A 22,431-nucleotide genomic window follows, 5' to 3' on the forward strand; every position below is an offset into this window, starting at 1 on the left:
GACCTGCCCGCACCGCAGCCTGGAGCCGCACCATGACGGTCGCCGACGCCCCATCCGTCCACTGGGAGGCCGCGGAGGCCCTGCGCACCGCCGACCCGCTGGTCGCCGACCTGCTCACCGCCGAGGCCGAGCGCCGGGCGGACTCGCTGCAACTGCTCGCCGGGGAGAACCTGGCCACCCCCGCCGTCCTGGCCGCGCTCTCCGGCCCGCTGGCCGACAAGTACGCCGAGGGCTACCCGGGCCGCCGGCACCACACCGGCTGCGCGCCCGCCGACACCGTGGAACTGCTGGCGATCGACCGGGCCCGCGAACTGTTCGCCGCCCCGCACGCCAACGTCCAGCCCCGCTCCGGGACTTCGGCGATGCTGGCGGCCTACGCCGCGCTGCTGCGGCCGGGCGACGCGGTGCTCGCCATGTCGCTGGAGCACGGCGGCCACCTCAGCGCCGGCTCGCGGGCCAACTTCTCCGGCCGCTGGTTCCGCTTCCACGGCTACGGGGTGCGCGAGCAGGACGGCCGGATCGACCTCGACCAGGTCCGCGCCCTGGCCCGCGAGCACCGCCCGAAGGCGATCGTGGCCGGCGGCATCTCCTACCCGCGGCACGTCGACTGGGCCGCCTTCCGGGAGATCGCCGACGAGGTGGACGCCTACCTGATCGCCGCCGCCGGACAGACCGCCGGCCTGGTCGCGGCCGGCGCCGCCCCCTCCCCGGTGCCCTACGCGGACGTCACCGTCGCCACCACCCACAAGCTGCTGCGCGGGCCGCGCGGCGGGCTGCTGCTGTGCACCGCCGAACTGGCGGACCGGATCGACCGCGCGGTCTTCCCGTTCACCCAGGGCGGGGCGGCGATGCACGAGGTGGCCGCCAAGGCGGTCGCGCTGGCCCAGGCCGCCACCCCCGCCCACACCGGCTACGTCCGGCGGGCGGTCTCCGGCGCCCGGGCGCTGGCCGCCGCGCTGGCCGCCGCCGGGGCCCAGCCGCTCACCGGCGGCACCGACACCCACCTGGTGACCGCCTCGGTCCGGGCCCTCGGCCTGACCGGCGTGGAGGCCGAACGCCGCTGCGCCGCGGCCGGGTTGCTGCTCGGCCGGTGCGCCGTCCCGTACGACCCGGCGCCGCCGACCGAGACCTCCGGCATCCGGCTGGGCACCGGCACCTGCGCGGCCCAGGGGATGGGCGAGGAGGAGCTCGGCGAGGTCGGCGCCCTGCTCGGCCGGGTGCTCGCCGGGGACGGCCCGGAGCCGGTGCGCGGCCGGGTGCGGGAGCTGGCCCGGGCCTTCGCCGGGCGGCGCTGAGCCCCCCGGCACGGGGTTCGGGGCCGTCGGGGAGAACCGCGATGCGGGGCCCGGGCGTCGGAGTCAATAAGGTGTGCTCCGTGGCGACGCACCTCGAATCCCGAACCAGCGCGGGAGTACCCTGCGTACTCGTCCGTCCGAGCGCGACCCTGGAGGCCGGTGGTGCGTGAGTATCTGCTGGTCATGTTCGTCTCGGCGGCGGTGACCTACCTGCTGGTCAGCCCGGTCCGCAAGTTCGCGATCGCGGCCGGCGCGATGCCCGCCGTCCGGGCGCGCGACGTGCACCGCGAGCCCACGCCGCGGCTCGGCGGCATCGCGATGTTCGGCGGCCTGCTGGCCGGCCTGCTGGCGGCGTCCCAACTGACCAACCTCGGGCGGCTGTTCGTGCAGAGCGCGGACATCAAGGCGCTGCTCTCCGGGGCCGGGATCATGTTCGTGCTGGGCGTCCTGGACGACAAGTGGGGCGTGGACGCGCTGGTGAAGCTCGGCGGACAGATGATCGCCGCCGGCGTGATGGTCTGGCAGGGCATCACGGTGATCGCCATCCCGGTGCCCGGCTACGGCTCGGTCCCGGTCACCCCGACCCAGGGCATGCTGATCTCGGTCGTGCTGGTGGTCGTGATGGTCAACGCGGTCAACTTCATCGACGGCCTGGACGGCCTGGCCGCCGGCATGGTCTGCATCGCCGCGATGGCCTTCTTCCTCTACTCGTACCGGCTCTGGCTCGGCTACGGGATCAACGACGCCGCGCCCGCCGCGTTGTTCACCGCGGTGCTGATCGGCATGTGCCTGGGCTTCCTGCCGCACAACCTGCACCCGGCGCGGATCTTCATGGGCGACTCCGGCTCGATGATGCTGGGCCTGATGCTGGCCGTCGCGGCGATCTCGATCACCGGCCGGGTCGACCCCGACCTGATCACCGAGCAGGTCGGTTCGCAGACCACCGCCGTGCACGCCCTGGTGCCGATCTACATCCCGCTGCTGCTGCCGCTGACCGTGATCGCGCTGCCGCTGGCCGACCTGCTGCTGGCCGTGGTGCGCCGCACCTGGGCGGGCAAGTCGCCGTTCGCGGCGGACAAGCAGCACCTGCACCACCGGCTGCTGGAGGTCGGGCACTCGCACAGCCGGGCCGTGCTGATCATGTACTTCTGGGCCGCGCTGATCGCCTTCGGCACCGTCGCGGTGTCGATCACCCACACCGGCCGCGCGGTGGTGCTCACCATGGCCGGCCTGTGCCTGGTCGGCCTCGCGGTGCTGCTGATGCCGCGGTTCAAGCCGCGCGCGCCCAGGGCCGTCCAGTCCTTCGTGCCGCCCCGCTACCGGGACGGCGAGCCGGGCCGGGCGGCGGAGTCGGCCGGGTCGGTCGCGTCGGCGGAGCGCGGGCAGGACGCCGAGGACGCCCAGAACGCCGAGGACGCCGAGCCGGCCGCGATGGCCGAGCTGTCGGCCGAGGACAAGGCCCTGCTGGGACGGCTCGGGACGGGCGCCACGGCGGCCGGGCCGCGCGGCGAGCGGCGCTCCTGACGGCAGGTCAGTTCCCGTTGGGCCGTCCGGCGGCACCCGTTCGGAGGCACTTGTCCGCCCTTGGTGTGACAGGTACCACACCTTCATGGTAAAGCTCTCATCAAATAGTTTGTGATACCGTTCACGAGTACCGAGAACACGCCGAAAGACCTGACAGGTGGAGGACTTCCGTCCCTGGTCGGTCTCCCTCGACGGACGCGCCGTCCAGGCGGCTGTCCGCGGCGCGTTCCGCGCACCCCCCGCGTTCTCTCTGCCCCCCGTTTCCGACATGCCGCCGGAGTTGCCGACATGCCGTCCCACGACGCCCGGATCCTCCGTGGCGCCGCAATCCCCACTGCGGTCGCCGGAGTGGTCGCCATGGCGATCGCCCTCGCCGTCGCCCAGGGGAAGGGGCTGCTCGGTGCCCTGCTCGCGACGGTGGTCGTGATCCTGTTCTTCGGCGCCGGCCAGATCGCGCTCGACCGGCTGGGCCGGAACAACCCGCAGATGCTGATGCCGGTCGCGATGCTGGTCTACACCACTCAGATCCTGGTGGTCGGCGTCCTGCTCGCGGTGGCCAAGCGCCTCACCTTCTTCGACCACAAGGTCTTCGGCCTCTCGCTGCTCGGCCTGGTGATCGTCTGGATGGGCTTCCAGGTGCGGGGCTGGCTCAAGGCCAAGACCTTCTACGTGGAACCCGACGGCAAGCCGAAATCCGGGCGTCAACCGTGAGCGGGGCATGCCGTCCCCCTCGCGAGGGGGGCGGTGTTTATGCCCTCCTGACGGGCTGCTATCGTCCGTCCCGACGGCGGAGTACGGGAAGCGGCCAGGTCCCTCCGAGAATCGGACGGATCGCCCCCCGGCTCCACGAAGCTTTCGAAGATCCCGCGGTGGGGATATGCGCCGCGCCGGGTCAGCGAGAAATCCAACTAGTCCCAGTGCCGCACCGTGGCCGACGGCCACGCCGACACACCGAGGTTGCCGTAACCATGCGTCAGAACGAAGGAGTCTGTGGTGGGTGCTGACGTCCAGCTCGCCTCCGAGGCCGGTTGCCACCTTTTCTCCGGCTGCGGCTTCCCCGCCCCCGGCCTGAACGAGTTCGAGTTCAAGCCGATCTTCTCGGTCGGGAGCGTCGACTTCACCAAGCCGATGCTGCTGTCGATCATCTGTGCGCTGCTGGTGGTCGGCTTCTTCTGGGCCGCGTTCGCCAAGCCGAAGCTGCTCCCGGGCAAGCTCCAGCTGGTCGGCGAGATCGGGTACGACTTCGTCAAGCGGAGCATCGTGCTGGAGACGATCGGCAAGAAGGGCGAGAAGTACGTCCCGATGCTGGTCTCGATGTTCTTCTTCGTATGGATCATGAACATCATGTCCATCGTCCCGTTCGCCCAGTTCCCGGTGATGTCGCGGATCGCGTTCCCGGTCGGGCTCGCGGCGATCGTGTGGATCACCTACATGACGCTGACCTTCAAGAAGCACGGCTTCGTCGGCGGCATGAAGAACCTCTGCTGGCCGTCGGGCATCCCGGGCTGGGTCATGTTCATCCTGGTGCCGATCGAGTTCTTCTCGAACATCTTCGTGCGCCCCTTCACCCTCGCGGTCCGAGCCTTCGCCAACATGTTCGCCGGTCACCTGCTGATCGTCGTCTTCTCGGTGGCCTCCTGGTACCTGCTGAGCCCCAGCATCGGCGCCCTGTACGGCTCGGTGTCCTTCGTGGTGGCCGCGGCCCTGACCGCCTTCGAGCTGCTGGTGCAGTTCCTGCAGGCGTACATCTTCGTGATGCTCGCCAGCAGCTACATCGCCGGTGCCCTGGAAGAGGCGCACTGAGCCCCGCGGCCCCGGCCGCGCCCCGAACTCCCGGTGGCCAACACCCACCGGTATCCCATCCCCGCAAAGGATTAGCTGAGATGTCCGCTCTCGCTGAGGTTTCCGGTTCCGTCGCTTCCATCGGCTACGGCCTCGCCGCGATCGGCCCCGGCATCGGTGTCGGTCTGATCTTCGGTAACGGCGTGCAGGCGATGGCCCGCCAGCCCGAGGCCGCCGGCCTGATCCGCTCGAACATGTTCATCGGCTTCGCGCTGACCGAGGCCCTCGCCCTGATCGGCATCGTCATGCCGTTCGTCTACGGCGCCTGAGCCGGACGTTCCGGTAGCCAATTCCGACGAAAGGTTCTGATATGGCCCCCGAGGTTCTCCTCGCGGCAGAAGAGAAGATGAACCCTCTTCTCCCCGCGTGGCCCGAGGTCATCATCGGCCTGCTCTGCTTCTTCATCGTCTTCGGCATCCTCGGCAAGAAGCTCCTCCCCAGCATCGAGAAGGTGCTGGGAGAGCGCCGCGACGCCATCGAAGGCGGCATGAAGCGCGCGGAGACCGCTCAGGCCGAGGCCCAGGCCCTGCTGGAGCAGTACCGCGCCGAGCTCGCCGAGGCGCGCCACGAGGCCGCGCGGATCACCGAGCACGCCCGTGAGCAGGGCGCCGCCCTGATCAACGAGATGCGCGAGGAGGGCCAGCGCCAGCGCGAGGCCATCGTCGCCGCCGGCCACGCCCAGATCGAGGCCGACAAGAAGCAGGCCACCGCGGTCCTGCGCCAGGACGTCGGTTCGCTGGCCTCCCAGCTGGCCTCCCGCATCGTCGGCGAGTCCCTGGAGGACCACGCCCGCCAGAGCGGGGTCATCGACCGCTTCCTGGACGAGCTGGAGTCCAAGGCCACCGCTGCCCAGGGTGCGTCCAAGTGATCGGCGCGAGCCGTGAGGCACTCGCCGCCGGCCGCGAGAACCTGGAGAGCCTGACCGACAACACTTCGGTGGACGCGGCCAAGCTCGCCGGGGAACTCACCGCCGTCACCGCGCTGCTGGACCGCGAGGTCTCGCTGCGCCGGGTGCTGACCGATCCGTCCCGGTCCGGTCAGGACAAGGCCCGGCTGGCCGCCTCGCTGCTGAACGGCCAGGTCTCCGGCGAGAGCGTCGACCTGGTCTCCGGCCTGGTCCGCTCGCGCTGGTCCGGCCCGCGCGACCTGGTCGACGCGGTCGAGCAGCTCGCCGCGTACGCCGAGGTCATCGCCGCCGACCGGGCGGGCGCGCTGGACGACGTCGAGGACGAGCTGTTCCGGTTCGGCCGGGTGGTGGCGGGCTCGCACGAGCTGCGCGCCGCGCTGACCGAGCCGAAGGCCGACGCCGCCGCCAAGGCCGCGCTGGTGCGCAAGCTCCTCGGCGGCCGCGCCAACGCGGGCACCGTCCGCCTGGTCACCAGCCTGGTCACCGCCCCCCGGGGCCGTAGCCTGGAAGGTGGCCTGGAGACCTACTCCAAGCTCGCCGCCTCCCGGCGGGGCCGCGTGGTGGCCCTGGTCACCACCGCGATCCCGCTCTCCGACCGCCAGAAGGACCGCCTCGCCGCCGCGCTGGCCGGTCTCTACGGGCGGCAGGTCCACCTGAACATCGACGTGGACCCCTCGGTCCAGGGCGGTGTCCGGGTGCAGATCGGCGACGAGATCATCGACGGCACCGTGTCGAGCCGCCTGGAAGGCGCTCGCCAGGGCCTCGAAGGCTGAGCACCAGCACTATCCGACCCTCGGTCGGGCGTCGGTCCACACCAGGTGGGCCGGCAAAACGTACGGCCGGTTCACCCGACCCGGCCGAGAGTCGAGCACTTGCGGCCCTCAATGGCGGGCCGAGGATCGCAAACTAGGAGAGCAGGGAAGCCTGATGGCGGAGCTTACGATCCGTCCGGAGGAGATCCGGGACGCGCTGGCCGACTTTGTCCAGTCGTACCAGCCGGACGCGGCCTCGCGTGAAGAGGTCGGCACGGTCACCGAGGCCATGGACGGTATCGCCAAGGTCGAGGGCCTGCCCTCGGTCATGGCCAACGAGCTGCTGAAGTTCGAGGACGGCACCCTCGGCCTCGCGCTGAACCTCGACACCCGCGAGATCGGTGTCGTCGTCCTCGGTGAGTTCTCGGGCATCGAGGAGGGCCAGACGGTGCAGCGCACCGGCGAGGTCCTCTCCGTCCCGGTCGGCGACGGCTACCTCGGCCGTGTCGTGGACCCGCTGGGCAACCCGATCGACGGCCTGGGCGAGATCGCGTCCACCGGCCGCCGCGCCCTGGAGCTGCAGGCCCCCGGCGTCATGGCCCGCAAGTCGGTCAAGCAGCCGCTGCAGACCGGCATCAAGGCGATCGACGCCATGACCCCGATCGGCCGCGGCCAGCGCCAGCTGATCATCGGTGACCGTCAGACCGGCAAGACCGCCGTCGCCGTCGACACGATCATCAACCAGCGCGACAACTGGCGCTCGGGCGACCCGGAGAAGCAGGTCCGCTGCATCTACGTCGCCGTGGGCCAGAAGGGCTCCACCATCGCGTCCGTCCGCGGCGCCCTGGAGGAGGCCGGCGCGCTGGAGTACACCACCATCGTGGCCGCTCCCGCCTCCGACCCGGCCGGCTTCAAGTACCTCGCCCCGTACACCGGTTCGGCCATCGGCCAGGAGTGGATGTACGACGGCAAGCACGTCCTCATCGTCTTCGACGACCTGTCGAAGCAGGCCGAGGCCTACCGCTCCGTCTCCCTGCTGCTGCGCCGCCCGCCGGGCCGCGAGGCGTACCCGGGCGACGTCTTCTACCTGCACTCCCGCCTGCTGGAGCGCTGCGCCAAGCTGAACGACGCCCTCGGCGGCGGCTCGATGACCGGTCTGCCGATCATCGAGACCAAGGCCAACGACGTCTCGGCGTACATCCCGACCAACGTCATCTCGATCACCGACGGCCAGTGCTTCCTGGAGTCCGACCTGTTCAACGCCGGCATCCGCCCGGCCGTGAACGTCGGCATCTCGGTCTCCCGCGTCGGTGGCTCCGCCCAGATCAAGGCCATGAAGTCGGTCGCCGGCCGCCTGCGCCTGGACCTCGCCCAGTACCGCGAGCTGGAGGCGTTCGCCGCCTTCGGTTCCGACCTGGACGCGGCCTCCAAGGCCCAGCTGGAGCGCGGTGCGCGCATGGTCGAGCTGCTGAAGCAGGGCCAGTACCAGCCGTTCCCGGTCGAGGAGCAGGTCGTCTCCATCTGGGCCGGCACCACCGGTCAGCTGGACGACGTCCCGGTGGCGGAGATCCGCCGCTTCGAGCGCGAGTTCCTGGACAACCTGCGCCTGGAGCACAAGGGCATCCTGACCGGCATCGCCGAGACCCAGAAGCTCGAGGACGGCACGATCGACGCGCTGACCGCCGCGATCACGTCCTTCAAGCAGGGCTTCACCACGGCTGACGGCAAGCTGCTCTCCGAGCAGGCCTGAGTCCGGTAGCGAGGGAAAGGACGTAACGACCCAATGGGAGCACAGCTTCGGGTCTACAAGCGCCGCATCCGCTCCGTCACCGCGACGAAGAAGATCACCAAGGCGATGGAGATGATCTCCGCGTCGCGCATCGTCAAGGCGCAGCGCGCGGTGGCCGCCTCCACTCCGTACGCCGACGAGCTCACCCGCGCGGTGACCGCGGTGGCCACCCGGTCCACCGCGAAGCACCCGCTGACCACCGAGAACCCGAACGCGCAGCGCGCGGCGGTCCTGCTGATCACGGCGGACCGCGGCCTGGCGGGCGGCTACTCGACCAACGCCATCAAGCAGTCGCTGGCGCTCGCCGCCCGCCTCCGCGAAGAGGGCAAGGAGGTGGTCACGTACATCGTCGGCCGCAAGGGCGTGGGCTACTACGGCTTCCGCAACCTGGCGGTGGCGAACTCCTGGACCGGCTTCTCCGACAAGCCGACCTACGGGGACGCCAAGACGGTCGCGGCGGACCTGATCGAGGCCTTCACCGCGGAGACCGGCGGCGTGGACGAGCTGCACCTGGTGTCGACCGAGTTCGTGTCGATGCTGACGCAGAACGCCATCGACCGGCGCCTGCTGCCGCTGCGGCTCGACGAGGTCGAGCTCAGCGACGCGACGCCGGCCAAGGACCAGATCTTCCCGCTCTACGACTTCGAACCGTCGGCGGAGGGCGTCCTCGACGCGCTGCTGCCGCGGTACGTCGAGAGCCGGATCTACAACGCGCTGCTGCAGTCGGCCGCTTCCGAGCACGCCGCCCGCCGCCGCGCGATGAAGAGCGCGACGGACAACGCCGGCGAGCTCATCAAGTCGCTCACGCGGCTTGCCAACTCGGCCCGACAGGCCGAGATCACCCAGGAAATCAGCGAGATCGTCGGCGGTGCCAACGCCCTCGCCGACGCTAGCCGCGGGAGCGAATGAGTATGACCACCACTGTTGAGCCGACGGGCGCCGGACTGGCCACGGGCCGCGTCGCCCGGGTCATCGGCCCGGTCGTCGACGTGGAGTTCCCCGTCGACGCGATTCCCGACATGTTCAACGCCCTGCACGTCGAGGTGGACAACCCCGACGGCACGGGCCGCAAGACCCTGACCCTCGAGGTCGCCCAGCACCTCGGCGACGGCCTGGTCCGCGGCATCTCGATGCAGCCGACCGACGGCCTGGTCCGCGGTTCGCAGGTCACCGACACCGGTTCGGCGATCTCCGTCCCGGTCGGCCAGATCACCAAGGGCAAGGTGTTCAACGCCCTCGGTGAGGTGCTGAACGTCGACAAGGCCGAGTTCGACGCCCAGGTCGAGGTCAAGTGGCCGATCCACCGCAAGGCCCCGAACTTCTCCGAGCTCGAGTCCAAGACCGAGATGTTCGAGACCGGCATCAAGGTCATCGACCTGCTCACCCCGTACGTCACCGGTGGCAAGATCGGCCTGTTCGGTGGCGCCGGCGTCGGCAAGACCGTGCTCATCCAGGAGATGATCTACCGCGTCGCCGAGAACTTCGGTGGTGTGTCGGTGTTCGCCGGTGTCGGCGAGCGCACCCGTGAGGGCAACGACCTCATCGACGAGATGGTCGACTCGGGCGTCCTGGACAAGACCGCGCTGGTCTTCGGCCAGATGGACGAGCCGCCGGGCACCCGCCTGCGGGTCGCGCTCTCCGCGCTGACCATGGCGGAGTACTTCCGCGACGTCGAGAAGCAGGACGTGCTCCTCTTCATCGACAACATCTTCCGGTTCACCCAGGCCGGTTCCGAGGTGTCGACCCTGCTCGGCCGCATGCCCTCCGCGGTGGGCTACCAGCCGAACCTGGCCGACGAGATGGGCCTCCTCCAGGAGCGCATCACCTCGACCCGCGGACACTCGATCACCTCGATGCAGGCGATCTACGTCCCCGCGGACGACCTGACCGACCCGGCGCCGGCCACCACCTTCGCCCACCTGGACGCGACCACCGTGCTGTCGCGCCCGATCTCGGAGAAGGGCATCTACCCGGCCGTCGACCCGCTGGACTCCACGTCCCGCATCCTCGACCCGCGGTACATCACGCAGCTCCACTACGACACGGCCGTCCGCATCAAGGGGATCCTGCAGAAGTACAAGGACCTCCAGGACATCATCGCGATCCTCGGCATCGACGAGCTGTCCGAGGAGGACAAGATCACGGTGCAGCGGGCCCGCCGCATCGAGCGCTTCCTCTCGCAGAACACCTACGTGGCGAAGCAGTTCACCGGTGTGGACGGTTCGACCGTGCCGCTGTCGGAGACCATCGAGGCCTTCAACGCGATCGCGGACGGCAAGTACGACCACGTCCCGGAGCAGGCGTTCTTCATGTGCGGTGGCATCGACGACCTCGAGCGCAACGCCGCCGAGCTGCTGAAGAAGTAACCGCAGGCCGGCTGCACGGCAGACCGAACCGTTGAGGGGTGGTCCCCGGCTCTCGTCGGGGGCCACCCCTCACCGCTGGATCTGCTGTGATCCCGGTCATCTACGGGCCCCTGGTTTCGTTCCGGGGACGCGTGACCGTTATTCTTACCGAAACTGCCGAGATCGCCGCCCGTTCGCCCGGGCGTCCGATGGCCGGCAAGAGCCAAGGAGCCCACGTTGGCTGAGCTGCACGTCGAGCTGGTCGCAGCCGACCGCAAGGTGTGGTCCGGTGCGGCCACCATCGTCGTCGCCCGTACGGCCTCCGGTGACACCGGCATCATGCCCGGCCACACCCCGGTGCTGAGCGTGCTGGAGACCGGCCCGGTCACCATCCGCACCGCCGACCAGGGCACTGTCGTGGCCGCGGTGCACGGCGGCTTCATCTCGTTCGCCGACAACAAGCTGTCGATCCTCGCCGAGATCGCCGAGCTGGCCGACGAGATCGACGTCGCCCGGGCCGAGCGGGCGCTGGAGAACGCCAAGACCGAGGCCGACTCGCACGCCGAGCGCCGCGCCGAGGTCCGCCTGCTCGCCGCCGGCGGGTTGAAGGCGCACCACTGAGCCTGGTCTCAGCGACGGTCCCGGGGACGCCTGGAGCGTGACCCCGGGACTGTCGTATCAGTTGGTAGGAATGAGCGGCCGTGGGTCGGCCGCCACGGGGAAGCAGCGAGGAGGTAGGTGAGCGTGGTCCTCGCCCTTGTGGTGTGCGCGGTGGTGGTGGTCCTGGCCATCGCCGGGCTGGTCGGCTTCGCGGTGCGCCGCCGCCTCATCCAGCGGGTGGGCGGCACCTTCGACTGCTCCTACCGGTTGAAAATGCCGGCCGACGCCTCCACGCAGCCGGATCTCGACGAGAACGGCCAACCCACCTCCGCCCCGGTCCCGCAGACCGACGGCAAGGGGTGGGTTTTTGGTATCGGCCGCTACAGCGGCGACTCGATCGAGTGGTTCCGGGTCTTCTCCTACGCCCCCCGACCGCGCCGGGTGCTGCCGCGCACCGAGATCGAGGTGCTGGGCCGGCGCTACCCGCAGGGCCAGGAGGAACTCGCCCTGCTCTCGGGCTCGGTGGTGCTGCGCTGCCTGCACAAGGGCGCCCCGCTGGAGCTGGCGATGAGCGACGACGCGCTGACCGGCTTCCTGGCCTGGCTGGAGGCGGCGCCGCCCGGACAGCGGGTCAACGTCGCGTAGCGACGGGCCCGCTGGTGGGGGCACCCCCGGCCGAAGGCTGGGGGATGGGTCAACGTCGCGTAGCGACGGACCCGCTGGCGGGGGACGGGTCAACGTCGGCCTGGTGAGGCGCTGTTAACGGTGGTGAACCCGCGCGCTAGGCTGCGGGCATGGTGAACCTGACGCGCATCTACACCCGGACCGGGGACGACGGCACGACCGCGCTCGGCGACATGAGCCGCACCACCAAGACCGACCCCCGGCTGATCGCGTACGCGGACACCAACGAGGCCAACGCGGCGCTCGGCGTGGCGCTGGCCGCCGGGCAGTTGGACGAGGAACTGGTCACGGTGCTGACCCGGGTCCAGAACGACCTGTTCGACGTCGGCGCGGACCTGGCCACCCCGGTCGTCGAGGACCCGAAGTACCCGCCGCTGCGGGTCGAGCAGTCGTACGTCGACCGGCTGGAGGCCGACTGCGACCGCTTCCTCGCCGAGTTGGAGAAGCTGCGCAGCTTCATCCTCCCCGGCGGTACGCCCGGCGCGGCCCACCTGCACCTGGCGTGCACCGTGGTGCGGCGGGCCGAGCGGTCGACCTGGGCGGCGATCGAGGCGTACGGCGAGGGCGTCAACCCGCTGACCGCGAAGTACCTCAACCGGCTGTCCGACCTGCTGTTCATCCTGGCCCGCACCGCCAACAAGGAGCGCGGCGACGTGCTCTGGGTGCCCGGCGAGAACCGCTGACCCGCCCGGCGGCGATCAGCAGGTCGGCGCCGACCACCAGCAGCGGACCAGGCGGCGGACGGCCCGGACGGCCCGGACGGTCTGCCAGGGCGGCGCGCTGTTCGGCGCCGGGGCGTACCGGGGCTCGCTGACGGCCACTCTGCCGATGTACACCGGCCTGCTGTGCGCGGCGACCCTGTGGGGTCCGGTCCGGATGAGCGAGGTGCGGCAACCGGCCTTCGCCGCAGCCATGTTGGTGCTCTCCGGGCTGGTCCTCCTGGCCCCGGTCCGGACGGCCGACCCGCTGCGCCGCCGCCGGGACCGCGCCGAGGCCGAAGGGCTGCGGGCCGAACGGGCCCCGCTGTCGGCCGAGTCGGACCGGCGCGGCGAGCTGTCCGCGCCGCTGGAGCTCGCCGCGTCCAGGAGCCGCTGACCGACGCGGTCAAGCCCGCCGCGCCCGGTCCGGTGCGGCTGGAGATCCGGTACGGCGAGCGGGAGTTGGCGATCCCGGTGGAGTCCGCGCACCGGGCCGGGGCGGGCCGGCCGGTGCTGCCGCGGACGGCGGACGGCGGGCGAGGGCGGCGGGCGGCGGGCGGGGGAGCGGGCGTGATCCGGGTGCTGCTGCTCACCACCTTCGACCTGGACGAGTGCCGGTGGGGCGCGCTGCGGGTCGGCGCCGCCGGGTCCCTGCTCAAGGACCTGGCGGCCGAGGCGCTGGCCGACGGCGTCCGGGCGGTGGCCCGTGGCGGCGGGGTGCTCGCCCCGTGCGGCCCCCGGCGGCTCCGGCGGGTGCTGCGGAGCCGGCGCCCCGGGAGCGGGAGGTGCTGGGCTGCCTCGGGGGCGGGCCTGTCCAACGCCGAGGCCGCCGCCCGGGCGCACACCGCCGAGACGCACGTCAGCCGCGTCCTGGCCGGGCTCGGCCTCCGGCAGCCGGGTTCGGGCGGGGACAAGCGGCGATCCTCGCCCAGGAGCCGGGGTGCCCGGCCCGGGGGAGCGGTGCGGGCGGGACGCGGCCGGGGGCGGGGCGCGAGGGGCACAGATCACACCCGTCCCGGCGCAGATCACACTGCCGGAACGCACCACGGCGGGCGCGCTCCCACTAGAGTCCGGCGAGAGCGCTGCCGCTCCCGCGGTCGGTCCGTACTGCCCGGGTGCGGGACGTTCTGGGCGGCTGGGTGAGTTTGCTCACGGTCCGCCCGCAGACGGGTGATTTGGGCGGCAATCGAGCGTAGGTGTGAGGTGTTCCTGCGTATATTCCCTCGGACGGGTGAAGTTGAGGGGCAGTCCGGCGGGTGGCAGCAACCTGCGGAACTGGTTCACCGTCAGATTCAGAAGGGGCCGGTGCGCGGCCACGGCCCCGTGGAGCACGGACGTTCCCCGAGGTGCGGGCGGCACCGTGGAGCGGACGCCCGACGGACGGCCGAGGAGGAGGACAGCATGCGCATCACCGGCGACCACACCGGACTGGCCATCGAAGGGCGGCTCGACGTGCGCAGCGCCGCCGACGCCAGGGCGCTGCTGCACGCCGCCGTCGACGGCGGCGAGGGAGACCTGGTCCTCGACCTCGGACGCCTGGAGTTCTGGGACGCCACCGGGCTCGGCGTCATCATGGGCACCCACCGCCGGGCCGGCCGGGTCGGGCGTCGGCTGGTGCTCCGGGAGGTGCCGGTCCAGTTGCAGCGCCTGCTGGTGGCGACCCGGCTGCACCGCATCCTGGCGGTCGAGGGAGCGGTGCAGGACCCCTGCGGGACGACGCTTCCCGCGCTCGGCTAGGCCGGCCCACGGGCGACGGCCGGGCGACGGCCGGGAGGCGGACGGCGCACGGCCGGGTTCGTGTGCGGACGGCTCGGCGTCGGAACCACCCCTGTGTGGTGACCCGTCGTGTCCATGTGGGAAAGTCTCCGCTCAGGTGTCCGAGTGGCGGGGAGCAGCGACGTGGGTCAGCCGAGCGGGGAGTTCCGGGGGGACGGGGTGCGCCCGCGAAGCGGGGAACTGGTCAGCGGCGAACGGCTGGTGGTGGTCGGCGGCCCGGAGGGCTCCGAGGCCCGGCACTGCCCGGACGAGTGGATGCCGCAGCCCCGCCGGATCCGCGGCCTCGTGCAGGCCCGGCCGGAACTCGGACCCAGCCCGGCCGTCGGCCCGCTCGCCCTGGGCGCCGGCCCCGGCGACCTGCGGCTGCTGGACCGCGACGCCGACATCGCCGCCCTGCTGGAACAGCTCCGGGCCGGACGCTCGGTGCAGCTGCTCGGCCAGGCCGGCTCGGGCCGCTCCGCGCTGCTCGCGGCCGTCGCCGAGGCGGCCGGGGAGCTCGCCCCGGACGGCGTGGTGCGGCTGAGCGGCTACCGGCGCACCACCGCCGACCTGCTCCAGGACCTGTTCGCCGCCACCCACCAGGCCCCCGACTTCCGCCCGGACCGCGAACAGCTGGCCGAACTGCTGGCCGGCGTCGCCGCGGTGGTGGTGATCGACGACGTCGAGCCGTCCGGCGAGGAACTGGAGGAACTGCTCGCCGCCGCCCCCGAGTGCGCGTTCCTGCTGGCCGCCCTCCCCGACACCCCGCCCTCGCCCCCCGGCTCCCGGCTGCGCGACCACCTGGTGGCCGGCCTGTCCCGCCCCGCCTGCCTGACCCTCGCCGCCCGACTGGCCGGACGCCCGCTGGACGAGGCCGAACGGGCCTGGGCGGTGGACCTCTGGTTCGAGTCCGAGGGCCTGCCGCTGCGCTTCGTCCGGGCCGCCGCGCTGCTGCGCCAGCGCGACGTCACGGTGGACGCGCTGATCGCCGCGCAGGAGGACCGCCGGAGCGTGTTCGGCTCCGTCCACGAGTACGAACTGCCCCGCGACCCGGCCGAGTTGGAGCGCGAGCTGCGCCGCCAGGTGCCGCTGCCCTCGGTGGGGGAGAGCGCCGCCCCGGCCCGCCGCCTGGTCCAGGGGCTGAGCGAGTCGGCCCGGCTGGTGCTGCGCCTCGCGCTCGCCCTCGGCGGGGAGTGCCCGACCGCGCCGCACCTGCCCGCCCTGGTCGACGTCGGCCTCGGCGAGAGCGCCCTGCAGGAACTCGTCGAAACCGGACTGGCGGTCTCCGTCGGCGGCCACCACCGCCTCACCGAGGGCGTGCTCGACGCGCTGCTGCCCGAGGTCGAGGCCGACGGCAACGGCCTGCCCGCGCCGTTCGCCCCCGACGGGATCGCGCACGGCGCCGCCGAACACCTCGCCTGGTGGGTCGGCCACGCCTCGGTCTCCACCCGGCAGGTCGCCGCCGAGGCCGAGGTGATCCTCGCCGTGCTGCTCGCCGAACGGGACGCCGACCGGCCCGCCGAGGTGCTCCGGCTGGCCCGGGCCGCCGCCCCCGCGCTCGCCCTGTCGCTGCGCTGGGGTGCCTGGGAACGCGCCCTGCAACTCGGCCTGGAAGCCGCCAGGATGCTCGGCGCACCCGCCGAACAGGGCTGGTTCCAGCACGAGTTGGGCGTGTACGCGCTCTGCGCGGGCAGCCCGCAGCGGGCCGCCGCCGAACTGGAGGCGGCGATCGCGCTGCGCGCCGCCGCGGGCGAACAGCGCGGCGGGGCTGCGGCCCGCCGGATGCTCGACCTGATCCGGCTGGAGGAGACCGCCGCACTCACCGCCGGCCCCGGCAGCGAACCCGCCCGCCGCCGCCGCGCCATCCGGGCGATCGCCCAGGTGGTGCCCGGCCGGCTGCGCAAGCGGGCCCCGCGCGGCGCCCGCAAGACCGTCCTGCTGGCCGGCGCCGCCGTGATGGCGCTCGGTGTCCTCGGCACCGCGATCGGCGTCGCCGCCGGCGGCGACGACCACCCCGGCGGCGACCGCACCGGCAACTCCGCGGACGACCTGCCCCCGCTCGACCCCGCCACCTCCCCCCGCCCCAGCAGCTCCCCCGCGCCCGCGCCCTCCGGCAGCGAGAGCCCCTCCGCGACGGACCCGGGCAGCCCGAGCGAGACCCCGCCCCCCGCCACCAGCGGCCCGGCCACCACCAGCCCGTCGGCCACCCACCGGCCCGGCAGCACCCCGAGCCCGACCACCACCGCGACCAAGCCGGGCACCACGACCAATCCGGGTACGACGCCACCGCCGACCACCACGACCCCCAAGCCCACCGACACGGCGAAGCCGACGAACACGCCCACGACCACCGACCCGACGCCGCCCACGCCGACCGGTAGCGCGACCACCACACCCCCCGCCACGGCGACACCCACCAGTACCCCCTAGCGGAACCCGTGACCGCCCGTCAGGGCAGCAGCTGCTCCAGGGCCGCGTCCCCGCGGGCGAGGCGGCGCGCGTGGGCCGCCCGGGCCGGGCGGGTCGGCAGCGTCTCCAGCGGGTCGGCGGCGTCCGGGCCGAGGGCGCGGCGCAGCGGGCGGCGGGCCGGCCCAGCGGGGTGCCGCGTGCGCACGGCCAGGCTTCGGCGGCGTCCGGGCCCCCGGCGGCGTGCGCCTCCCGCAGCGGGGCCGCCCCGCCCGCCGGCGCCCCGGCTCCGGTCGGGGGCCGACGTCGGGTGCGTCGCGTGCGGGGCGGGCCGCCCCGGGGCCCGGGGAGGGCTAGAAGAGCTTGAGCTTGTCGTCGTCGATGCCGCGCAGCTCGTCGTAGTCGAGGACGACGCAGCCGATGCCCCGGTCGGTGGCCAGCACCCGGGCCTGGGGCTTGATCTCCTGGGCGGCGAAGACGCCCTTGACCGGGGCCAGCAGCGGGTCGCGGTTGAGGAGTTCGAGGTAGCGGGTGAGCTGCTCGACGCCGTCGATCTCGCCGCGGCGCTTGATCTCGATGGCGACGGTGGTGCCGTCGGAGTCGCGGCAGAGGAGGTCGACCGGGCCGATCGGGGTCGGGTACTCGCGGCGGATCAGCTGCCAGCCGGAGCCGAGCACCTCCATCCGGTCGGCGAGCAGCTCCTGGAGGTGGGCCTCCACGCCGTCCTTGATCAGGCCGGGGTCGACGCCGAGTTCGTGCGAGGAGTCGTGGTGGACGTCCTCCAGCGTGATGATCAGCTTCTCGCCGGCCTTGTTGGTGACCGTCCACACGCCGTCGCCCTCCTTGAGGGAGCACGGCGGCGACATCCAGTTCAGCGGCTTGTAGGCCCGGTCGTCGGCGTGGATGCTGACGCTCCCGTCGGCCTTCACGATCACCAGGCGCACGGCGGAGGGCAGATGTGCAGCGAGGCGGCCCGCGTAGTCCACGGTGCATTTGGCGATGACAAGACGCATGGGGACAAGCCTAAGGCCCGCCGGGAGTGCCCCGGTCCGTGTTCGATTCCGGAGGGCGGGCCACCGGTGGCCGGGCCGGTGGGGTCGAGGCGGCGCAATCCCGAGACAGCCGGTCCGGGCGGGCCGGGCCCGGGAGCCGTTTGAAGCGAGTGCGCGCACGCCGGGTGTCGGCCGGGCGGGAGCGGCGAAACATGGTGACCGCGCGAGCACGTGCGGTGAGGGGCCGCAGTTCGGCGCGCTGGGTTGGGACACGGCTGATTCCGGCCAATCTCGCCCCGGGAGGGGCGTTCCGGGCGGCAATCCGCCGATTCACCGACCCGGGTGAGGGGGGGCCTGCCAGGCTGGTCTGACCCCCCAGGACCGAACCCCGACGCGCGGCGTCCACCGGGCTGTCGCACCGTCGACGCTCGAACGGCGCGCGCGGTCCACCGCACGTCCGTCCCACCGTTCCCCGGCACCGCACCCCCGGTGCCACCCCTACCGCACCACCCTCAGCACACCGGCACCACCGCCCCGGCGACCACGTCGGAGCGGACCGCGAGAGGAGAACCCATGTCGCTCGACGTCTCACCGGCCCTGCTGGAGAAGGCCGAACGAGGCGAGGTCGACGAGCGGGAGTTCGTCGACTGTGTCCGCACCTCGCTGCCCTACGCCTGGGACATGATCAGCTCACTGGTCGCCCAACTCAAGGTCGACGGGACCGACTTCGCCGACAACGAGGTCCCCCCGCCGAGCGAGCAGGAGCGCGGGCAGCTGCTCCGCGCGCTGGCCAGCGACGCGATCCGGGGCGCCCTGCAGCGGCACTTCGGCGTCCAGTTGGCGTTCCAGAACTGTCACCGCGTCGCGGTCTTCGCCCCCGGTCCCGACACCGAGGCGCGGCTGGCCCGCTTCACCTCGGTCCGGGCCCAGCTGCTCAACCAGTCGCCGGAGCTGCGCGACTGCTGACCCGCCGTCAGCGCCCGGCGCCACACATGTGCTGACGGCCCGTCAGCGCCCCTGTGCCGCCGCCGCACGCGGGCCCCCCGGTCAGGACACCCGGGGCGGCCCGCGGCCGCGCGACGGGCCGTCAGCGCGCCCGCACCGGCCCCCGCGCGCGCCTGCGGCCACCCGCGCGCCCGCGTGCACCTGCGCTGCCCGCCACCCCTGCTGCTCCCGCGCGCTCAGGACAGCTGCGGCAGCACCTCCGCGCCCAGCCGGGCCAGGTTGTGCAGCGTCGCCGCGGTGTCGCCCGAGCCCTCCGCGAGCAGCGCGAAGCGCCGGATGCCGGTGCGCTCCGCGGTGGCCAGCAGCCGGTCCGCGCACTGCCGGGGGGTGCCGACCGCGTGCAGGTCGCAGAGCAGCTCGGTGTACGCCCGCGGGTCGCGCATCGCGCGCTCCCGGCCGTCCACCGTGCGGTGCGCGCCCAGGCCGTGCGCGAAGAAGTCCGGCATCGCCCGCAGCAGGCTGGCCCGGGCCGCCCCCGCCCGGTCGTCGACCTGCGCCACGCCCGCCGCCACGTGCTCCCGCTCCACCCGGGCCAGCTGCTCCTCGCCGCGCCCCGCCGCCCGCCAGGCCGCCCGGTACGCGACCACCATCTCCCGCTTGTCCTCGTCGCCCGCGTGCATGCCCAGCAGCATCGGCAGGCCCCGCTCGGCGGCCGTCCGGACCCCGCCCGGCGAGGTGCAGGCCACCACCACCGGCGGGCCCGACCGCCCCGTCCCCGCCTCGTCCTGGCGCTGGCGCGGGATCACCGCGCCCTCCAGGCCCAGCCAGCCCGCCAGGTCCGCCCGCCGGGCCGGCTCGGCGGCCCGCGGCACCACCGCCACCTCCGGGAACGCGAACTGCGGCCCCGCCGCGCCCACCCGGGCCCCGCGCAGCCAGCGCAGCAGCAGGTCCAGCCGCTCCGGGAAGCCCCGCTCGTACGCCTCCAGGCCGCCGCCGAACACCGCCAGGTCGATCCACGGCCCGCCGCGCCCCACCCCCAGGGTGAACCGGCCGCCCGAGGTCAGGTGCAGCAGCGCCGCCTGCTCGCCCAGCGCCACCGGGTGACGGGTGCTCAGCACGCTCACCGCCGTCCCCACCCCGATCCGCCGGGTGCGGCCCAGCAGCAGCGCGGCCAGCGTCGCCGCGTCCGGGCAGACCCCGTACGGCACGAAGTGGTGCTCGGCCAGCCAGACCGCGTCCAGGCCGGCCCGCTCGGCGGCCAGCGCGGCCGAGACGGTCCGCTCCAGCGCCTCGCCGTGGCCCTGGCCCGGGAACTGCGCGGACAGCAGGAAGGCGCCGACCCGGAGCGCGTCCGTGCCGGCGCCCGGCGACTGCTCGGGGGCGGGCCGCTCGGCCGGCCGCACGCCGCCGGCCGCCCGCGGGGCGGCGGAACGGGCCTCGGGCCGGGCGGTGGTCTTCGTCATCGGGTGCCTCCTCGGTGCCGCGCAGGGTCTGCGGGCCCCGCCGTGTCACCACGTGAGTAACCCATGTCATGTGCCAATGGCACGCCGAACCCCCGATTTGCTGGAGGAAAGGGTGGATTACCCCGGAAACCCCGGCGCCCGCCCACCGCTCCGTGCTATTGGGGCGGACGGGACCGGCGGGACGCCCGGGAACCCCGGGGCGCCACCGGGTGCGACGCGGCGCGCGACCCTCCGGTCACCGGCTGGGAACGGCCCCGGGGTGCCCCTTACCCTGGAGGGACAGCGCGCCGATGGAGAGGTCGTCACGTGTCACCCCGCCGCAACCGGATCGAGAAGCCCGACGACCGCGGCAGCGCCGCACCGACGGGCGGTTCGCTGCGCCGGGTGGAGGCGTACCGGGGCGAGGACTGGGTGGTGCAGACCGTGGCCGGCACCGCCGGCCGCCACTACCGCTGCCCCGGCTGCGACCAGGAGATCCCGCCCGGCGTCGGCCACGTGGTGGCCTGGCCCGACCACGGCGGCGTGGACGACCGGCGGCACTGGCACCGGGCCTGCTGGGGAGCGCGGGAGCGCCGCGGCTCCAACGTCCTGCGGGGCCGCGGCGCTCCGAAGTACTGACGGCGGGTCAGGCGTCCCGCCGCTTCAGCACCAGGTAGCCGCAGAGCAGCGCGGCGGCCGTCCACAGCGCGCAGATCAGCAGGCCGGTCCACGGGCCGTACGGCTGGCTGGCGGGCTGGTAGACCTGGAGCGACCGGGAGCCGGCCCAGTCCGGGAAGTAGTGGGCGACGTTCTTCACCTTCGGCACCACCGAGAGGATCGGGGAGAGCAGGAAGAAGAACGGCACCAGGATGCCCAGCGCCAGGGTCTGGTTGCGCAGCAGCACCGTCACGCCGGCCGAGAACAGGCAGAGCAGGGTCAGGTAGAGCGCGGCGCTGAACACCGCCCGCAGCACGCCCGGCTCGCCCAGCGTGGTGCGGTGCTCGCCCAGCATCGCCTGGCCGGCGAAGAAGGTGACGAACGCCGTCACCAGCGAGACCGCCAGGGCCAGCGCGCCGACCACCGCCGCCTTGGCGGCCAGCAGGGTGCCGCGCTGCGGGACGGCGGCCAGCGAGACCCGGATCATGCCGCTGCTGTACTCGTTGCCGACCGCGAGCACGCCGAACACCACGATCGCCAGCTCGCCGAGCATGATCCCGGCGAAGGCCGTCCCGGTGGCGTCGAACGGGGTGGTGGAGTCCTTGGTGACGTCGGCGAAGTTGTTCTTGGTCACCAGCGACAGCAGGGCGCCGACGACCAGGGTGACCAGGAAGGCCGCGGCGAGCGTCCAGACGGTGGAGCGGACGCTGCGGATCTTGGTCCACTCGGACTGCGCGACGGCGGGGAACGCGGCCATCTCAGCTCTCCTTCCCGGACGGGCGGTCGTTCCAGCCCGCGCCCCAGGCGGGGGCGGGAGCGGTGGGTTCGGTGGGTCCGGCGGGGGTGCCGGGTGCGGCGGGGGCGCCGGGGTGCCCGCCGGTGCGGTACTCCACCGACTCGGCGGTCATCTGCATGAACGCCTCCTCCAACGACGCCTGCTGCGGGCTCAGTTCGTGCAGGGTGACGCCCTGCGCGGCGGCCAGCTCGCCGAGGGCCGCCGGATCGCCGTCGACGACCTCCCAGGAGCCGTCCGGGCCGGGCTCGGCGGCCAGGCCGGCGCCGTGCAGGACGTCCAGCAGCCGCTCCGGCTGCGGGGAGCGCAGGCGGACCGCGGAGCGGGAGTTGCGCTTGATGAACTCGGCCATCGGCAGGTCGGCGAGCAGCCGGCCGCGGCCGATCACCACCAGGTGGTCGGCGGTCAGCGCCATCTCGCTCATCAGGTGCGAGGAGACGAACACCGTGCGGCCCTCGGCGGCCAGGCGCTTCATCAGGTTGCGGATCCACAGGATGCCCTCGGGGTCGAGGCCGTTCACCGGCTCGTCGAACATCAGGGTCTGCGGGTCGGCCAGCAGGGCGGAGGCGATGCCCAGCCGCTGGCCCATGCCGAGCGAGAAGCCGCGGGCGCGCTTCTTCGCCACCGCGCTCAGGCCGACCAGGTCGAGCACCTCGTCGACCCGGGCGCGCGGCACCCGGTTGGACTGGGCCAGCCAGAGCAGGTGGTCGTAGGCGGTGCGGCCCGGGTGCACGGCCTTCGCCTCCAGCAGGGCGCCGATCTGCCGCAGCGGGTCCTGGATCTCGGCGTAGCGCTTGCCGTCGATGGTGACCTCGCCGCCGGTCGGGTGGTCGAGGTCGAGGATCATGCGCATGGTGGTGGACTTCCCGGCGCCGTTCGGGCCGAGGAAGCCGGTCACCACGCCCTCCGGGATCCGGAAGCTCAGATCGTCCACGGCCAACTTGTCACCATAACGCTTCGTCAGGTGATGCAACTCGATCATGTACCTCTCCTTGGTCTGCGGCC

The 22,431-nt window shown here is 73.0% G+C and carries 24 protein-coding genes; 18 read left to right on the forward strand and 6 right to left on the reverse strand.

Going from position 1 to position 22,431, the window contains the following annotated elements:
- The first annotated feature begins 32 nt into the window (after nucleotides 1-32).
- The 13 genes from glyA (at nucleotide 33) to K353_RS16035 (ending at nucleotide 12,421) form a co-directional block, all read left to right on the forward strand.
- Nucleotides 33-1,295 carry a serine hydroxymethyltransferase gene (glyA, locus tag K353_RS15975; protein ID WP_111554254.1) on the forward strand — a complete coding sequence of 421 codons (1,263 nt, stop codon included), beginning with the start codon at nucleotides 33-35 and terminating at the stop codon, nucleotides 1,293-1,295.
- Nucleotides 1,296-1,457: 162 nt separating this feature from the next.
- A complete protein-coding gene (locus K353_RS15980) occupies nucleotides 1,458-2,819 on the forward strand; it encodes an MraY family glycosyltransferase (protein ID WP_111554299.1) in 1,362 nt (453 codons plus the stop codon).
- Between the two features lie 357 nt (nucleotides 2,820-3,176).
- Nucleotides 3,177-3,530, forward strand: coding sequence for a hypothetical protein (locus K353_RS15985; RefSeq protein WP_233533614.1), 354 nt, complete (start codon nucleotides 3,177-3,179; stop codon nucleotides 3,528-3,530).
- 279 nt (nucleotides 3,531-3,809) lie between these two features.
- Nucleotides 3,810-4,622 (forward strand): F0F1 ATP synthase subunit A, encoded by an 813-nt coding sequence (gene atpB, locus K353_RS15990; RefSeq protein WP_370447609.1) that lies wholly within the window; start codon nucleotides 3,810-3,812, stop codon nucleotides 4,620-4,622.
- An 80-nt stretch (nucleotides 4,623-4,702) separates the two neighbouring features.
- Entirely contained in the window at nucleotides 4,703-4,930 is a 228-nt protein-coding gene (gene atpE, locus K353_RS15995; RefSeq protein ID WP_100836345.1) for an ATP synthase F0 subunit C, read from the forward strand.
- A gap of 41 nt (nucleotides 4,931-4,971) precedes the next feature.
- Nucleotides 4,972-5,529 carry a F0F1 ATP synthase subunit B gene (locus K353_RS16000; RefSeq protein WP_100836344.1) on the forward strand — a complete coding sequence of 186 codons (558 nt, stop codon included), beginning with the start codon at nucleotides 4,972-4,974 and terminating at the stop codon, nucleotides 5,527-5,529.
- Nucleotides 5,526-6,341: a F0F1 ATP synthase subunit delta gene (locus K353_RS16005; protein ID WP_111554256.1), complete on the forward strand. Its 816-nt coding sequence runs from the start codon at nucleotides 5,526-5,528 to the stop codon at nucleotides 6,339-6,341. The genes K353_RS16000 and K353_RS16005 overlap by 4 nt, the downstream gene beginning before the upstream one ends.
- 154 nt (nucleotides 6,342-6,495) lie before the next feature.
- Nucleotides 6,496-8,070, forward strand: a complete 1,575-nt coding sequence (gene atpA, locus K353_RS16010; protein ID WP_111554257.1) for a F0F1 ATP synthase subunit alpha — start codon at nucleotides 6,496-6,498, stop codon at nucleotides 8,068-8,070.
- Nucleotides 8,071-8,103: 33 nt separating this feature from the next.
- The gene (locus K353_RS16015) at nucleotides 8,104-9,018 is read left to right on the forward strand and encodes a F0F1 ATP synthase subunit gamma (protein WP_111554258.1); all 915 of its coding nucleotides are present in this window, start codon (nucleotides 8,104-8,106) and stop codon (nucleotides 9,016-9,018) included.
- Nucleotides 9,019-9,020: 2 nt separating this feature from the next.
- Nucleotides 9,021-10,475: a F0F1 ATP synthase subunit beta gene (gene atpD / locus K353_RS16020; RefSeq protein ID WP_111554259.1), complete on the forward strand. Its 1,455-nt coding sequence runs from the start codon at nucleotides 9,021-9,023 to the stop codon at nucleotides 10,473-10,475.
- A gap of 216 nt (nucleotides 10,476-10,691) precedes the next feature.
- Nucleotides 10,692-11,075, forward strand: a complete 384-nt coding sequence (locus K353_RS16025; RefSeq protein ID WP_100836339.1) for a F0F1 ATP synthase subunit epsilon — start codon at nucleotides 10,692-10,694, stop codon at nucleotides 11,073-11,075.
- A gap of 123 nt (nucleotides 11,076-11,198) precedes the next feature.
- A complete protein-coding gene (locus K353_RS16030; protein ID WP_199528111.1) occupies nucleotides 11,199-11,699 on the forward strand; it encodes a DUF2550 domain-containing protein in 501 nt (166 codons plus the stop codon).
- 149 nt (nucleotides 11,700-11,848) lie between these two features.
- Nucleotides 11,849-12,421, forward strand: a complete 573-nt coding sequence (locus K353_RS16035) for a cob(I)yrinic acid a,c-diamide adenosyltransferase (protein ID WP_111554260.1) — start codon at nucleotides 11,849-11,851, stop codon at nucleotides 12,419-12,421.
- Nucleotides 12,422-12,436: 15 nt separating this feature from the next.
- Here the strand turns inward: K353_RS16035 and K353_RS34370 are convergent, their stop codons facing one another.
- Nucleotides 12,437-12,574, reverse strand: coding sequence for a hypothetical protein (locus K353_RS34370; protein WP_158585416.1), 138 nt, complete (start codon nucleotides 12,572-12,574; stop codon nucleotides 12,437-12,439).
- Between K353_RS34370 and K353_RS16040 the strand changes: the two genes are divergently transcribed.
- The 3 genes from K353_RS16040 (at nucleotide 12,567) to K353_RS16055 (ending at nucleotide 16,621) form a co-directional block, all read left to right on the forward strand.
- Nucleotides 12,567-12,833 carry a hypothetical protein gene (locus tag K353_RS16040; protein WP_111554261.1) on the forward strand — a complete coding sequence of 89 codons (267 nt, stop codon included), beginning with the start codon at nucleotides 12,567-12,569 and terminating at the stop codon, nucleotides 12,831-12,833. The two genes, K353_RS34370 and K353_RS16040, sit on opposite strands and share 8 nt — an antisense overlap.
- A 1,004-nt stretch (nucleotides 12,834-13,837) precedes the next feature.
- Complete coding sequence (locus tag K353_RS16050; protein ID WP_100836334.1) at nucleotides 13,838-14,173, forward strand: STAS domain-containing protein; 336 nt, start codon at nucleotides 13,838-13,840, stop codon at nucleotides 14,171-14,173.
- Between the two features lie 162 nt (nucleotides 14,174-14,335).
- On the forward strand, nucleotides 14,336-16,621 hold the full coding sequence (locus K353_RS16055; protein ID WP_146616475.1) for an ATP-binding protein: 2,286 nt from the start codon (nucleotides 14,336-14,338) through the stop codon (nucleotides 16,619-16,621).
- A 19-nt stretch (nucleotides 16,622-16,640) separates the two neighbouring features.
- Here the strand turns inward: K353_RS16055 and K353_RS34375 are convergent, their stop codons facing one another.
- A complete protein-coding gene (locus tag K353_RS34375) occupies nucleotides 16,641-16,805 on the reverse strand; it encodes a hypothetical protein (RefSeq protein WP_158585417.1) in 165 nt (54 codons plus the stop codon).
- Between the two features lie 145 nt (nucleotides 16,806-16,950).
- Nucleotides 16,951-17,610: an endonuclease NucS gene (gene nucS / locus K353_RS16060; RefSeq protein WP_111554263.1), complete on the reverse strand. Its 660-nt coding sequence runs from the start codon at nucleotides 17,608-17,610 to the stop codon at nucleotides 16,951-16,953.
- Between the two features lie 552 nt (nucleotides 17,611-18,162).
- On the opposite strand from nucS, the gene K353_RS16065 reads away from it, so the two are divergent.
- Nucleotides 18,163-18,555 carry an SCO5389 family protein gene (locus K353_RS16065; protein WP_111554264.1) on the forward strand — a complete coding sequence of 131 codons (393 nt, stop codon included), beginning with the start codon at nucleotides 18,163-18,165 and terminating at the stop codon, nucleotides 18,553-18,555.
- A 215-nt stretch (nucleotides 18,556-18,770) separates the two neighbouring features.
- Here the strand turns inward: K353_RS16065 and K353_RS16070 are convergent, their stop codons facing one another.
- Nucleotides 18,771-19,997 (reverse strand): LLM class flavin-dependent oxidoreductase, encoded by a 1,227-nt coding sequence (locus K353_RS16070; protein WP_233533615.1) that lies wholly within the window; start codon nucleotides 19,995-19,997, stop codon nucleotides 18,771-18,773.
- A 306-nt stretch (nucleotides 19,998-20,303) separates the two neighbouring features.
- Here K353_RS16070 and K353_RS16075 point away from each other — a divergent pair, with 306 nt between their 5' ends.
- A complete protein-coding gene (locus K353_RS16075) occupies nucleotides 20,304-20,615 on the forward strand; it encodes an ATP/GTP-binding protein (RefSeq protein ID WP_111554265.1) in 312 nt (103 codons plus the stop codon).
- A 7-nt stretch (nucleotides 20,616-20,622) separates the two neighbouring features.
- Here the strand turns inward: K353_RS16075 and K353_RS16080 are convergent, their stop codons facing one another.
- Together K353_RS16080 and K353_RS16085 are read right to left on the reverse strand one after the other, a co-directional pair.
- Nucleotides 20,623-21,390: an ABC transporter permease subunit gene (locus tag K353_RS16080; protein ID WP_100836329.1), complete on the reverse strand. Its 768-nt coding sequence runs from the start codon at nucleotides 21,388-21,390 to the stop codon at nucleotides 20,623-20,625.
- Between the two features lies 1 nt (nucleotide 21,391).
- A complete protein-coding gene (locus K353_RS16085; RefSeq protein ID WP_111554266.1) occupies nucleotides 21,392-22,408 on the reverse strand; it encodes an ABC transporter ATP-binding protein in 1,017 nt (338 codons plus the stop codon).
- Nucleotides 22,409-22,431: the final 23 nt, after the last annotated feature.

Origin of the sequence: Kitasatospora sp. SolWspMP-SS2h (assembly GCF_003259315.1) — a bacterium.
In the GTDB taxonomy this organism is placed as follows: Bacteria; Actinomycetota; Actinomycetes; order Streptomycetales; family Streptomycetaceae; genus Kitasatospora; species Kitasatospora fiedleri.